Annotated in this window: 12 protein-coding genes; 4 read left to right on the top strand and 8 right to left on the bottom strand. The window is 65.1% G+C overall.

What is annotated here, in order from left to right:
- Nucleotides 1-297: 297 nt before the first annotated feature.
- The gene (gene rfbA, locus ACYVLV_RS18470) at nt 298-1,170 is read right to left on the bottom strand and encodes a glucose-1-phosphate thymidylyltransferase RfbA (protein WP_460812573.1); all 873 of its coding nucleotides are present in this window, start codon (nt 1,168-1,170) and stop codon (nt 298-300) included.
- 23 nt (nt 1,171-1,193) lie between these two features.
- Between rfbA and rfbB the strand changes: the two genes are divergently transcribed.
- The gene (gene rfbB / locus ACYVLV_RS18465) at nt 1,194-2,192 is read left to right on the top strand and encodes a dTDP-glucose 4,6-dehydratase (protein ID WP_460812569.1); all 999 of its coding nucleotides are present in this window, start codon (nt 1,194-1,196) and stop codon (nt 2,190-2,192) included.
- Between the two features lie 64 nt (nt 2,193-2,256).
- On the top strand, nt 2,257-3,657 hold the full coding sequence (locus ACYVLV_RS18460; protein WP_460812567.1) for a sugar nucleotide-binding protein: 1,401 nt from the start codon (nt 2,257-2,259) through the stop codon (nt 3,655-3,657).
- Here ACYVLV_RS18460 and ACYVLV_RS18455 read toward each other — a convergent pair.
- The 7 genes from ACYVLV_RS18455 to ACYVLV_RS18425 all read right to left on the bottom strand — a co-directional run bounded on the left by ACYVLV_RS18455 (nt 3,644) and on the right by ACYVLV_RS18425 (nt 10,335).
- Nucleotides 3,644-5,467, bottom strand: a complete 1,824-nt coding sequence (locus ACYVLV_RS18455; RefSeq protein WP_460812564.1) for a polysaccharide biosynthesis protein — start codon at nt 5,465-5,467, stop codon at nt 3,644-3,646. The two genes, ACYVLV_RS18460 and ACYVLV_RS18455, sit on opposite strands and share 14 nt — an antisense overlap.
- Before the next feature lie 107 nt (nt 5,468-5,574).
- Nucleotides 5,575-7,053 carry a tyrosine-protein kinase domain-containing protein gene (locus tag ACYVLV_RS18450; protein WP_460812560.1) on the bottom strand — a complete coding sequence of 493 codons (1,479 nt, stop codon included), beginning with the start codon at nt 7,051-7,053 and terminating at the stop codon, nt 5,575-5,577.
- 96 nt (nt 7,054-7,149) lie between these two features.
- The gene (locus tag ACYVLV_RS18445) at nt 7,150-7,524 is read right to left on the bottom strand and encodes a phosphomannose isomerase type II C-terminal cupin domain (RefSeq protein WP_460812556.1); all 375 of its coding nucleotides are present in this window, start codon (nt 7,522-7,524) and stop codon (nt 7,150-7,152) included.
- Nucleotides 7,525-7,635: 111 nt separating this feature from the next.
- Nucleotides 7,636-7,917 carry a DUF2516 family protein gene (locus ACYVLV_RS18440; RefSeq protein ID WP_460812554.1) on the bottom strand — a complete coding sequence of 94 codons (282 nt, stop codon included), beginning with the start codon at nt 7,915-7,917 and terminating at the stop codon, nt 7,636-7,638.
- A 192-nt stretch (nt 7,918-8,109) separates the two neighbouring features.
- Nucleotides 8,110-8,736 (bottom strand): hypothetical protein, encoded by a 627-nt coding sequence (locus ACYVLV_RS18435; RefSeq protein ID WP_460812550.1) that lies wholly within the window; start codon nt 8,734-8,736, stop codon nt 8,110-8,112.
- A gap of 23 nt (nt 8,737-8,759) precedes the next feature.
- Nucleotides 8,760-9,170, bottom strand: coding sequence for a helix-turn-helix domain-containing protein (locus ACYVLV_RS18430; protein ID WP_460812547.1), 411 nt, complete (start codon nt 9,168-9,170; stop codon nt 8,760-8,762).
- 178 nt (nt 9,171-9,348) lie between these two features.
- Nucleotides 9,349-10,335 carry an asparaginase gene (locus ACYVLV_RS18425; protein WP_460812543.1) on the bottom strand — a complete coding sequence of 329 codons (987 nt, stop codon included), beginning with the start codon at nt 10,333-10,335 and terminating at the stop codon, nt 9,349-9,351.
- A gap of 41 nt (nt 10,336-10,376) precedes the next feature.
- On the opposite strand from ACYVLV_RS18425, the gene cysC reads away from it, so the two are divergent.
- Both cysC and ACYVLV_RS18415 read left to right on the top strand, forming a co-directional pair.
- On the top strand, nt 10,377-12,266 hold the full coding sequence (cysC, locus tag ACYVLV_RS18420; protein WP_460812539.1) for an adenylyl-sulfate kinase: 1,890 nt from the start codon (nt 10,377-10,379) through the stop codon (nt 12,264-12,266).
- Nucleotides 12,263-13,276 (top strand): sulfite exporter TauE/SafE family protein, encoded by a 1,014-nt coding sequence (locus tag ACYVLV_RS18415; protein ID WP_460812537.1) that lies wholly within the window; start codon nt 12,263-12,265, stop codon nt 13,274-13,276. The genes cysC and ACYVLV_RS18415 overlap by 4 nt, the downstream gene beginning before the upstream one ends.
- Nucleotides 13,277-13,281: the final 5 nt, after the last annotated feature.

Genomic DNA, 13,281 nt, shown 5'->3' with positions numbered 1-13,281 from the left:
TTGATTGCGGAAGAAACTTCAAAGCTAACTCCGCTGGACGCCTGCCGGCTCATCGAAGTCTCACGCACAGAGGTCGATGCCGCGGCGGTGGAGTCAAAGTGGCCAAGGTCCAGAACAGGTCGCAATCACGCAGCATCCGCACCGTCTCTGGTGGCCTGCCTGGCCTCGGCAAGCGGCGATAGAGCCCTTCATTGAAGCTCGCCGAGCGTTGTTCTAAGCCCGGCGCACTTGTCGCCTAAGCGGGAGGGCGGCCATGTCTGAACCCTCCGCTCCGCGCAGAGCCTGGCAGGCGACCCCCTACCGAACCCCCTCTTCCACCAACTCCAACAGATACCGTCCGTACCCGCTCTTCAACAACCCCTGCGCCTGAGCGACCAACGCGTCGTCGTCGATGAACCCCATCCGCCAGGCGACTTCCTCGGGTGCACCGATCTTGGTGTCTTGCCGCTTCTCGATGGCGCGCACGAAGTTGCTGGCGTCGTTGAGGTCCTCAAAGGTTCCGGTGTCCAACCAGGCCGACCCGCGTGGCAGCACCTCGACCTGGAGGCGTCCCTGCTCGAGGTAGATCCGGTTGAGGTCGGTGATCTCGAGTTCCCCACGAGACGAGGGCTGCAGGTCCTTGGCCATCGCGACGACGTCGTTGTCGTAGAAGTAGAGGCCGGGCACCGCGAAGTGGCTCCTCGGATTCTCCGGCTTCTCCTGCAACGAGACCGCCTTGCCATCGGCGTCGAAGTCCACGACGCCGTAGGCCGAAGGGTCGGCCACCCGATAACCGAACACGGCCGCCCCGTCGACATCGTTGTACCGCCGCAGCCGGGTGCCGAGACCCGAACCGTGGAAAATGTTGTCGCCCAAGACGAGTCCGACCTTGTCGGAACCGATGTGCTCCTCCCCGATCACGAACGCCTGCGCCAGCCCGTCCGGGGAGGGCTGGACGGCGTAGGTGATCGAGATCCCGAACTGCGACCCATCGCCGAGGAGGCGTTCAAAGGGTTCCGCCTCGTGGGGGGTGGTGATGATCAGTATGTCTTTGATCCCCGCCAGCATCAGCGTGGTGAGGGGGTAGTAGATCATCGGTTTGTCGTAGATCGGCATCAACTGCTTGCTGATGGCGAACGTGATGGGATGCAACCGGCTACCGGTGCCTCCGGCCAGGATGATTCCGCGCATGGGCAGACCCTAGACTGCCGAGCGTGCAACGCATCCTCGTTACCGGCGGAGCCGGCTTCATCGGAAGCAATTTCGTCCACTACCTCGTCGAGAACACCGACGTCGAGATCACGGTGCTGGACAAACTCACCTACGCGGCCACCCGGGAGGCGATCGACGGCCTCCCCACCGACCGGGCCACCCTGGTCGTGGGCGACATCGCGGACCCCGCGACCGTGGACCCGCTGGTGGCCTCCCACGACGCGGTCGTGCACTACGCCGCGGAGTCGCACAACGACAACTCCCTCGACGACCCCAGCCCCTTCATCACCACGAACCTGATCGGGACCTTCGTCATCCTCGAGGCATGCCGTAAGGCCGGCACCCGCCTGCACCACATCTCGACCGACGAGGTGTACGGCGATCTCGACCTCGACGACCCGACCCGCTTCACGGAGGACACCCCGTACAACCCCTCGAGCCCGTACTCCGCCACGAAGGCCGGGTCGGACCACCTGGTGCGGGCCTGGGTGCGCAGCTTCGGCCTCCAGGCCACGGTGTCGAACTGCTCCAACAACTACGGCCCCTGGCAGCACGTGGAGAAGTTCATCCCTCGCCAGATCACCAACCTGATCTCCGGGGGCCGGATCAAGCTCTACGGCGACGGACTCAACGTCCGCGACTGGATCCACGCCGACGACCACTCCTCCGCGGTCTGGACGATCCTCAACAAGGGTCGGATCGGCGAGACCTACCTGATCGGCGCCGACGGGGAGCAGACCAACCTCGACGTGGTCCGGATGCTGCTGCGCCACTTCGGCCGCGACGAGAACGACTTCGACCACGTCACCGACCGCGCCGGCCACGACCGCCGCTACGCCATCGAGTCAGCCAAACTTCGCACCGAGTTGGGCTGGGAGCCCACCTACGGCGACTTCAAGGCTGGCCTGACCGCCACCATCGCGTGGTACCAGGCCCACGAGGACTGGTGGCGCCCCCACAAGGACGCCACCGAGGCCGCTTACGCCAAGAAGGGCCAGTAGTGACTCCGCTGGTTGAGGTGCCAGGAGCGCCAGCGACGAGCCTCGAAACCAAGGAAGGCCCACGATGACCGGACCACGCGCAGAACAAACCCCCATCCCCGGCCTCCTCGTCGTCCACCTCGACGTCAAAGAAGACGCCCGCGGCTGGTTCAAGGAAAACTGGCAGCGCGAGAAGATGCTGGCCCTAGGTCTCCCCGACTTCGGACCCGTCCAGAACAACATCTCCTTCAACACCGCCCGCGGCGCGACCCGCGGTATCCACACCGAGCCCTGGGACAAGTTCGTCTCCGTCGCCAACGGCTCCGCGTTCGCCGCCTGGGTCGACATGCGCGAGGGTGACTCGTACGGCGCCGTCTTCCACATCGAGCTCACCCCCGCCGTCGCGGTGTTCGTGCCCCGCGGGGTCGGCAACAGCTACCAGACGCTCGAGGACGGGGTGGCCTACACCTACCTGGTCAATGAGCACTGGCGTCCCGCGACGCCCTACCCCGCGCTAGCCCTGGACGACCCGACTGCTGCGATCCCGTGGCCGATCCCGCTGAGCGAGGCAGAGATCTCCGAGAAGGATCAGAACAACCCCACCCTCGACAACGCCGCCCGGATGGCGCCCAAGAAGACCCTGATCATCGGATCCAAGGGACAACTCGGCCGTGCCCTGGCCGTGGAGTTCCCCGACGCCGACCAGGTCGACCTCGACGAGCTTGACGTCACCGACGCCACCGCCGTGGCGCAGTGGCCCTGGTCGGATTACGCGTTAATCCTCAACGCGGCCGCCTACACCGCTGTGGACGCCGCGGAGACCCCCGAAGGCCGGTCCAGCGCCTGGGCCGCCAATGCGGCCGCACCGGCCGCCCTGGCCCGCATCGCGGACGCCCACCACCTGACTTTGGTGCACTACTCGACCGACTACGTCTTCGACGGCAGCGACTCCGGCCCCGAGGGCCACGACGAGACCAAGCCCCTGGCGCCGCTGGGGGTCTACGGGCAGACCAAGGCCGCGGGTGACCTCGCGGTCGGCACGGCCGCCCGCCACTACATTCTGCGCACCTCCTGGGTGATCGGGGAGGGCAACAACTTCGTGCGCACCATGCGGTCGTTGGCCGAGCGCGGCATCTCCCCCAGCGTGGTCGACGACCAGACCGGACGTCTGACCTTCACCGACGAACTGGCCCGCGCCACGAAGCACCTGGTGCAGTCCGGGCCGCAGCAGGCGCCGTACGGCGTCTACAACTGCACCAACGCTGGTCCGATCGTCTCCTGGGCCGAGGTGGCCCGCGAGGTGTACGCCGCCTCCGGCCGCTCCACGGAGGACGTTACGCCCTGTAGCACCGAGGAGTACGCCGCCGGCAAGGACATGGCCCCTCGCCCAGCCCACGGGGAACTGAACCTAGCCAAGCTGACGACGACCGGGTTCGAGCCGAGCCCGGCCGCCGACCGGCTTCGGGACTACCTCAGTTCGATGTAGGGGTCGAAGAAGACACTAGGTCGGCGGGCCCGACCACGTTCTCCTCGATCACCGAGACCGGGAAGCACAGCTTCGCCATCGCGTCCCGAACAACTCCGGCGCTGCCCGTCAGGGGCAGGTCGTCGACCTCGCTGTCCGAGACGGTCGGGACCGGCACGTGGGAGACCATCGGGTGGATGCGGTACTCGAACTCCGCCTCGTCGTCCCCGAAGAGCTCCTCGTGCATTTTCTCGCCCTCGCGCAGACCAGTGAACTCGATCTTGCAGGGGGTCCCGGACTGCTCGATGAGCTGATGCGCGACGTCGAGGATCCGGATTGGGTCGCCCATCTCCAGCACGAGCGCCTCGCCGGCCTTCCCGAGCGCGGCGGCCTGCACGACGAGTTGGCAGGCTTCCTCGATGGTCATGAAGTAGCGGGTGACGTCCGGGTCGGTGACCGTGATGGGTCCCCCGTTGGCGATCTGGTTGGCGAAGGCGGTCAGCACCGATCCTCGGCTACCGAGCACGTTGCCGAACCGGACCGATAGGTAAGTACCGTCCGCGGTGGCGGCCCGTTGGGCGGTGACTCGCTCGGCGATGCGCTTGGAGTAGCCCAGCACCGAGCAGGGGTTGGCGGCCTTGTCGGTAGAGACGTTGACGAAGGTGTCGACGCCGACGAGGTCGGCTGCGTCAAGCACGATACGGGTGCCAATGACGTTGGTCTTGATTGACTCGGCGGGGTACTGCTCCAGCATCGGCAGGTGCTTAAGAGCCGCGGCGTGGAAAACGACGTCGGGGCGGCGATCGGCGAAGATCGCATTGACCGCGGCAGCATCGCGGATGTCGCAGAGCACGACCTCGTTGGAGTCCAGCAGCGCGCGCCCGTGAATGGAGAGTTGCAGCGCGTGCAGCGCAGACTCGTCGCGGTCGAGCATGATGAGCTCAGCAGGACCGAAGCGGTGGATCTGACGACACAGTTCAGATCCGATCGAGCCACCGGCACCGGTGACCAGCACCTTGCGGTTCTGGAGGTAGCCGGCGATAGCGGCAACGTCCGTGTCCAACTGATTGCGACCCAGGACGTCGGTGAGGTTGATGTCGCGCAGGTCCCGGATACCGATCTCGTCGGTCAGGAGTTGGGTGCTGGCGGGGAGCACCTTGACCTGCAGGTCGGCCTCCAGCGCCTGCAGGCGCAAGCGGTTGATGGTCGCCGCAGATGCGCTGGGCAGCGCCAAGATGACGGTGCCGACCTCCATCTGCTCGGCTTTTTCGGCCAGTTGGTTCGTGGTGCCGATGACCGGCACCTGACGCACCCGACGACGACTCTTCGTCGGGTCGTCATCCAGCAGGCCTACCGGGCGCCACTGCAGGCTGGGGTCGCGATACATCGAGCCGATCAGTTCGCGGCCGGCCTCACCGGCCCCGACAACCAAGACTCGGGTCGCCTTCTCATCCTGCATCTTTTCGTCGTCCATCTCGCGCCAACGACGCCAAGCCGCTCGGCTCCACGCCATCGCGACCAAAGCCCCGACGGTGGCGGTGGCGGGGACACTACGCGGGAGCCACACGGTGGCGAGGTTGATGGCGGACACCGTCACTCCTACACCCACAACGACAGCTCCCAGGAGAAGCATCTCCTCTAGACTGGCCACTTGCGCCCGGCCATGGTGCAGCATGAAGGCCCGCGAGACGACCAAGAACGCGACCGCGGTGATCGAGGCGACGCCGAGGACTGCGAGCCACGGGACGGCGCCGGCCTCACCGTCGTAACGTAGCCAGGAGGCCACCACAAACGCTGATATCAGGGCGACGACGTCAAACACAACGGACACCAGCGTGCGGTGGCGACGGACAAGCGTGACGACATTCATGAACATTGCTCCAGACTCATATCCGGACCGAGTATGCCCCGATTCGCGATAATTAGCACGCTCGAGTTTCAGGGAGTAACAGAATCCGCTTCGTTCTTGCGCGCATGCTGCACCTTGGCTCGCTTTCCCGAGCCTTTGACAGACTTCTTCGTTTCCCCGCCCTCGCCGGCTGTTTCGGCCAAGGGCTCGTAGGAGTAGCCGTAGCCGTAGCCGTAGCCGTAGCCGTAGCCCGAACGCGTCTTTTTGACCGGCACGAGGTTGATCACCACCCCAACGCACTTGGCGTCAACAGCGTCGAGACGCTCCAAGGAGTGCATCAGCTGGTCCCGGGTGGTCTTACCGTGTCGAACGACCGCGAGCATGCCGTCGGCCTGTGCCGCCAGCAGGGCTGCGTCGGTGACCGGCAGCAGTGGTGGGGCGTCGATGATGACTACGTCGAAGCGATCTCGTAGCTCGCGGATCATGTCGGTCATCGCCTGAGATTGCAGAAGCTCTGAAGGGTTGGGCGGGAGCGGGCCACACGTCATCACGTGCAGCTCGGTGCCCGGCAGGGGCTGCAGCGCGTCGTCGAGCGACACCTTCCCGATGAGCACGTTGGTCGTGCCCACCGAGCCGTCGAGCCCGAGCCTTTTCGCCGTGGTGGGACGGCGAAGGTCACACTCGACGAGCGCCACCTTCTGCCCGGCCTGAGCCAACGTGACGGCCAGATTCACTGCCGTCGTTGACTTACCCTCGCCCGGAAGAGAGGACGAGATCACGAAAACGCGAGCATCGCTGTCTACCTCCACGTATTGCATGTTGGTGCGCAACACCCGGAACGACTCAGCCCACGGCGTAGCTGCGGCCAGCGCCTCCGCGGGTAGGAGTTTGACTGCCTCGGCGTCCACGTTGATATGACCCAGGATCGGCGCGCCAGCAACTTCAGCAACGTCTTCGGCGGAGGAGACAGTGGTGTCCAGCAGATCCCGGACCACCGCAAGTCCGACGCCCAGGAGCAGGCCAAGGACGATACCCAGACCAATGTTCCGCACCGGGTTCGGGCTGACTGGGGCGTCGGTGACTACCGCGTTATCGGAGATCGTGGCCGTAACCAGCGGGTTCGTCTTCCCGCGAGGGGTCTCGTAATCCTCGATCTGGCCGCTCAACGCCTCGGCATAGGCCTGTGCGATGTCGCGGGCAACAAAGGCGTCGGGGTTGGTCGCGATGATGTTCAGACTCACCGTCTCAGGTATGACTTGAGCCCTGATCTGGGCCATCAAGACATCGGCCTCGATCTCGCCACCGAGATTGGTGGCCACCTCTTGCGCAAGCTTCCGGTTGTCGACCAGGACGGCGTAGGTCGACATCTTCTGGGTAGCGAAGTTGCCACCCTGGACTAACTCACCGGTGTTCGACGCGGTGATGGATACATAGAGCTGAGCACGAGACTCGTACTGAGGAGTCGTCTGCCAAGTCACCAGCGACGCCGCGCCAACGACGACCAGCAGGGTAGCCACCACCAGCCTCCACCGCCGGCGAAGTGTCAGCCAGTAGTCCTTGAGTTCCACGCTCATCCTGTCCGTCGTTTGATGGCGCGACTGTATGCCGACCAGCGGTCACGATAACCGCTGGAGCGACCCCGTGCCGAACCCGTCCGAGGCAGCCTACGCGGAGGGAGCGAGTGCCCCAGAATCCTTACGCCCGTAATCATCCTCGAGTCGGCAGATGTCGTCTTCTCCCGTGTAGGCACCCAATTGCACTTCGATTATCACCAACGTGTCCTTTTCGTCGTTAGCGATGCGGTGAGCCTGTCCGACCTCGATATCTACTGATTGTCCAGGGGCCGCTGTCACGACTTCGCCGTCCACGAGACAGGTGGCTCGTCCGACAACAACGGTCCAGTGCTCGGCGCGGTGCTCGTGGGTTTGGTACGACAACCGGCATCCTGAGTTGACGACAATGCGCTTGACCTTGTAGCCGTCGCCTTCGTCCAGGACCTCCCAGGAACCCCAGGGACGCTCTTGGAACTCACCGATCATGTCGCTACCTCTTCGTGGGGGTGACCTAAGCGGGGGACTTCGGTCTGCGCAATACGGTAGCGTCCGAAAGGGTCCGCATCACCCGAATCTCAGAAGCTTGCGCACCCGCGACTACCGACGCCGAAGTCCAGCGAGCGCCGGACGCACATCGACCAGGAACACGATGGCCGCCACCGTGAAGGCGATGTTGAAGATAAACAGGCCGATCGGAAGCAACTGCAAGAGCACCGCCAGACCAAGAATGAGCGACCAAGCAGGCTTGGTCAGCTTGCCCGCGGCTTCGTACGACTCAGCCGAGTAGAGTAGCGAGTTCACGAAGGCGAAGATCTTCACCGCGAGCAGCACGAAGAACACCAGGACGTAGACGCTGTTCTGCAGATCGAAGATGTTCATCGTCTCGGAGTCTATCGACCTTGCTGGCGGATCCCGCATCTGCTGGTCGAGCCCCTCGAATCCGCTCCCCCGCAGAACGCGAACGACCCCCGAGGCTCATACCCTCGGGGGTCGTTCTCTGGAGCAGGTCCTACAGCATCAGAAGAGTGTCAACTGCTCCTCCGACGACTCACCAGGTGAGTCAGTTGCTCTTCAGTTGCCAACCTTCGCGGCGGCGTCGGTCGTGGCGTCGACGGCCTTCGTAGCGGTCGTGGCCGCGGTGGTGGCGGTCGCCTTGGCGCTGCTCTTGGCCGGGGCGCTGGCCTTCTTGGCCGCAGTGGTGGACTTCTTGGCCGCGGACTTGGTCGCGGTCTTCGTGGTCTTGGCGGTCGACTTGGTGGCCTTGGCCGCCTGGGTCTTGGTGGTCTTCGCCTTGGCCGTAGTGGTCTTCGCCGAGGACACGGTGGCCTTGGTGGACTCCTGCTTGCGGATGCGGGTCACCAGGGACTCGCCGCGCTTGGCCAGGTCGCCGTAGGCGCCGGTCACGGTGGCGACGTTCTCGTCAACGAGCTTGGAGACCTTGTCGGCCTGGCTCTTGGCGTCGTTCTGCAGGGCGGCGACGCGGGCCTCGACGGCGGCGCGGCGGGCCTTGGCTTCCTTCGTCACGGAGTCGACGTCGATGCTCTTGACGTTCTTCTGCACGCCAGTGAACTTCTTCTGGACGTCGGCAACGGTCTCGCGGACGTACTCGACGACCAGGTCGGTCGCGCCGACACCGGCGTAGAGGGGCTTGGCGACAGGGGCGGGGATCTCGAGGGTGGTGATGTCGAACTTGGCCATGATGGCCTCCTTATTGGTCGGGGTCACTCAGGTTGAGTGGTTTGCGGTGGGCTGGTGCCCTCATCGGCCTTCGGGACCGCCTTGCCGGCGGGGAAGAAGGACGAGTAGACATCGAGGAGCAGTTGCTTTTGTCGCTCATCGAGAGCGGAGTCGTTGAGCACGGCGATTTCCACCGTCGTACCGACTCCGTCCTCTGGGCTGACGATTCCCGCGCGGATGTAGAGCTGTTCCGCGGAGATCCGTAGCGCCTTGGCGATCGACTGCAGCACCTCGGCCGAGGGCTTACGCAGACCACGCTCGATCTGACTCAAGTAGGGATTGGAAACACCAGCCTGTTCGGCGAGCTGACGAAGCGAGAGTCGCGAGGCGACACGTTGCTCCTTCAGATACTCACCGAGCGACTCAACGGCGCTTCCGATCTTTCCTTGGGCCATGCGTCCATAGTGCTTGCTGGAGTTAGCAAAACGCAAACTCAGCTAGCGTGATGTCGTTCACACCCGTCCGCAATTCGCTTAGCGAGGCGCGCAAGCCATACAGCCGCTGGTTGAGGTGCAAGGAGCCGCTAGGCGACGAGCCTCGAAACCAAGGCAGCACAACGCCGACCCCACCACGTCACAAGCAAGCCCGGATCTCCCCCACCCGCGCTCCCCCACCGAATAGCGGATGCTCCCCAGTCTCCCGAAGAGCCACCCCATCAACCCCAGGCTCCTGATCAACCCCAGCCCGCACCAGCGCAGCGGCCATCACAGTGGGCCGCGCCCGAGCACCACCATCGTCAATCTTCAGGGCAAACGCCCGACCGTCCGGAAGCGCAACGGCATAGCAAGCCTCAGCACCCGCCTTGCCGATCGCACCTGGGATGGCGGTCAGCAGACGCCGCTCATCCCGGTCGGTCCCCGAGGTCATCTCCGGATGTCCACGGATTGCATCGGCAACCCGCCGCTCAGACCCGCTCTCGGCGATGGCTAGGCGGCGAAAGGCCCGAGCCAGGCCGGTCAGCGAAGTGGACAGCAGAGGCGCCCCACACCCATCGACAGCCACGGTGTCGACCGTTTCACCCGTGCACTCGACGAAGGTCGCGAGGATGGCCTGCTGCAAGGGATGGCTCGGATCGAGGTAGGTCGCGGTGTCCCAACCGTTCACCACACAGGTCGCGAGCATCCCCGCGTGCTTGCCGGAGCAGTTCATCGCCACCGACGAGCGCACTCCGCCGGCAAGGCGGTAGGCGTCGCGCACCTCATCCATCATCGGCCAGTCGAGTGGCGCCTGGAGCGTCGACTCGTCCAGACCTGCACCCATCAGGATTCGCCGCGCTCCCTCGAGATGGAAAGGCTCACCCGAGTGCGATCCCGCCACCAGCGCCAGCAGGTCCGGAGGCAGGTCAAGTCCGGCGCGGACCATGGCTAGCGCCTGGATGGGCTTGTTGCATGAACGCGGGAGCACCTGCGACTGTGCATCCCCGACCGCCCAGCCGACGTCGCCCGCAGCATCAAGGGCCACAACTGACCCGTAGTGATGCCCCTCCACGAATCCGGAACGGACGATCTTGGCGACGATCGCGGGCCCCGTAGCGCCGGGGTCGATCTCAGTGGCAGTCATGCTGCGGAGGCTACTCATGCGGTGAGTGGCAGGATATGCGCGTGTCGACTCCCGCCGTGCCTCAGTTTTGCCCGAGTCCACGAGAGTTGGAGGACCTCGAACTCCTACTCAGCGGCGCTCTCACTCCGCTTACGACCTTCAACGAGCCCGACTCCGTCATCACGCTGACGCTGCCCGAGGATCTGGAGTCCGCCTCCGAGATCGAATTGGTTGACCCGGAAGGGCTGCCTCTCGCCCTCTGGCACGACGACGGGCAGTTGACCCCGCTCAGCGCTGCCTCACATGGCCCATTCCGGCGACTTCACCTAAGTCCCGCACAGGTCCGCGAGCAATACGCTGGCCGCACGTTCATCCCGGTCACCGATGCCCTGACGGACACCCAACTGGACCAGGTCCTGGCTGTCGACGGACCAATCGCATTCCTTGCCCTGATGGGTGCTGGCACCCCAGCCCTCTCCCCCGTGGCCCTGCTCCGAGCCACCTCTGAAGTCGCCCACCACCTAGGGGCCGCCGTGGTGGCCGTCCCCCTGGCATCTCACGGGGAAGCCGAGACCGATCACGATCTCGGGGTTCAGGTGGTCAACACCTACGCCCACACCGATCCTGTCGTGGCTCTCACCGACGGCGGCGAGATCCTCCCCGAGCTGATGGACATCGTCGCGTCAGATCAACCGCCAGCAGACCGCCGGGGCCTCGTTCTCTTCTTCACGGGACTCTCCGGCAGCGGCAAGTCGACCCTGGCCCAGGCCCTGATGGACCGCCTCCTCGAACAGGGCGGACGCACCGTCACCAGCCTCGACGGCGACGTAGTCCGCCGCAATCTTTCGGCCGGGCTCTCCTTCTCCAAGGCCGACCGCGAGACCAACATCCGCCGCATCGGCTGGGTCGCCGCCGAGATCTCCCGCCACGGAGGGGTCGCGGTCTGCAGCCCCATCGCCCCCTTCGAAGAAACCCGCCAACAGGTCCGAGCCATGGTCGACGACGCCGGCGGCGCCTTCTTCCTCGTTCACGTCGCCACCCCTCTCGAGGAATGCGAGCGCCGCGACCGCAAGGGCCTTTACGCGAAGGCCCGCGCCGGCGAGATCCCCGAATTCACCGGCATCTCATCCCCCTACGAAGAGCCCGACGACGCAGACGTCCATGTCGACACCACGGGCCGCTCCATCGACGAGGCCCTCGCCGATGTCATCGAAGCCCTCGAAGAATCCGGTTACCTCTCCCTCACCCCACCAGTTGCCACCCCACCAAGGCGAGCCGCAAAGCCGGGCAACGAGACTCCGGTTGCGCCGGCTGTGGCATCTGCGCCGGTTGAGGTGCGAGCGCAGCGAGCCTCGAAACCAAGCGACCCCCAGTCGAACGAGAGCGCAGAGGCCCCCCTCAACATCCTCTTCGTCTGCACCGCAAACATCTGCCGCTCCCCCTACATGGAACTCCGCGCCCGAGCGCTAGCCACCGAACTAGGAGCAGCCGACTCTCTCAACTTCTCCGGCGCTGGAACCCACGGCTTCAACGAACACCCCATGGACTCGACGATGGCGGAGGCCTTGGCCCAACGCGACACCACGACCGAAGGCTTTTCCAGCCGCCCCCTGACAAAGGCGCTGATCGCCGAAGCCGACCTAGTGCTCACCGCCGAGGGATCCCACCGCAGCTTCATTCTGGACGACCATCCAGGCGCCTTTCGGAAGGTCTTCACCCTGGGACAGTTTGCGGCCGCCGCCGAAGCAGCCACCACCTCAGACTCTGGAATCTCAGGACGAGACCTCATCACAAGCGTCGGACAGCGCCGCGGAGGCGCTGACCGCAGCCTCGACATCGCCGACCCCTACCGTCGCGGACCGGACGCAGCCGAAACCTGCGCCACACAGATCGACGAGTTGCTGCGCGTCGTGGTCCCCGCACTCGTCGGATCGGCAAGGATCACCCCATGAGCGAGATCCTGACCTCCGAGTTCCCGGCCATCCTCGCGGCCGGCTTCTTCGTCGGCATCGTCGTCGGGCTCACCGGCATGGGCGGCGGCGCCCTGATGACCCCGGCCCTGATCTTCCTCGGCGTCGGCAGCACCGCCCAGATCGTCACCGCCGACCTCACGGCCGCCGCGATCTACAAGACCGGCGGCGCGATCGTGCACTCGCGTGAAGGTTCACCCAACTTCCAGCTGGCCAAGTGGCTGATCATCGGCTCGGTGCCCACAGCCTTCATCGGGCCCTACCTCGTCCACGGTCTGACGGACGACGAAGCGCAACTCGAGTTCGTCCTCAAGCTCGCCATCGGCTTCGCCCTCCTCTTGGCCGCCTCGACTTATGCCGCACGGCTCTACCTCAACCTGCGCAAAATTCGCGCAGGCGGCGACGAGGGCGACCCCAACCCGCCACTCCGGATCGTCCCCACCATCCTTGTGGGTGCCCTGGGCGGCCTGCTGGTCGGCATCACCAGTGTTGGGTCCGGCTCAGTGATCATGGTCGCCCTGCTGATGCTCTACCCGGGCCTGTCTGCGGTGAAACTGGTCGGCACCGACCTCGTCCAGGCGGTTCCGCTAGTACTAGCGGCCGCGATCGCCAACATCTTCCTCAACGACGGACTCGACCTGGCGCTGACGATTCCCCTCGTTTTGGGATCAGTGCCGGGCACCATACTCGGCTCGAAAATCGCCCCGAGAGTGCCGCAGTCCTACATCCGTCGCGCCATCGTGGTCGTCCTGACCATGTCCGGTGTCGCGCTTCTCGACAAGTCCGGGTGGTCCGTCATGGGAGCTGAAGAGACCTACCCCGTCGCTATCGGCCTGGTGGGGGTGGCAATGGTCGTACTGGTCCCCCTCATCTGGGGTCTTCTTCGCAAGGAACAAGGCCTCCCCATGTTCGGTGCACCAACTGTCGCGGAACTCGAGGATCCCAGTCACGCTCGCCGCGTTCGACCACGCAAGGGGAACGGCAACCGCTAGCGTCA

The sequence above is a fragment of the Nocardioides salsibiostraticola genome (genome assembly GCF_054783655.1).
The sequence above is the reverse complement of the archived record's forward strand: the minus strand, read 5'-3'. Positions and strand labels throughout refer to the sequence as shown.

Bases quoted from the DNA above. Each gene is read 5' to 3' on its own strand.
- rfbA (WP_460812573.1), bottom strand. From the start codon at position 1,170: ATGCGCGGAATCATCCTGGCCGGAGGCACCGGTAGCCGGTTGCATCCC.
- ACYVLV_RS18435 (WP_460812550.1), bottom strand. From the start codon at position 8,736: ATGGCCAAGTTCGACATCACCACCCTCGAGATCCCCGCCCCTGTCGCC.
- ACYVLV_RS18415 (WP_460812537.1), top strand. From the start codon at position 12,263: ATGAGCGAGATCCTGACCTCCGAGTTCCCGGCCATCCTCGCGGCCGGC.
- ACYVLV_RS18445 (WP_460812556.1), bottom strand. From the start codon at position 7,524: ATGATCGGTGAGTTCCAAGAGCGTCCCTGGGGTTCCTGGGAGGTCCTG.
- ACYVLV_RS18430 (WP_460812547.1), bottom strand. From the start codon at position 9,170: ATGGCCCAAGGAAAGATCGGAAGCGCCGTTGAGTCGCTCGGTGAGTAT.
- ACYVLV_RS18425 (WP_460812543.1), bottom strand. From the start codon at position 10,335: ATGACTGCCACTGAGATCGACCCCGGCGCTACGGGGCCCGCGATCGTC.
- ACYVLV_RS18440 (WP_460812554.1), bottom strand. From the start codon at position 7,917: ATGAACATCTTCGATCTGCAGAACAGCGTCTACGTCCTGGTGTTCTTC.
- ACYVLV_RS18460 (WP_460812567.1), top strand. From the start codon at position 2,257: ATGACCGGACCACGCGCAGAACAAACCCCCATCCCCGGCCTCCTCGTC.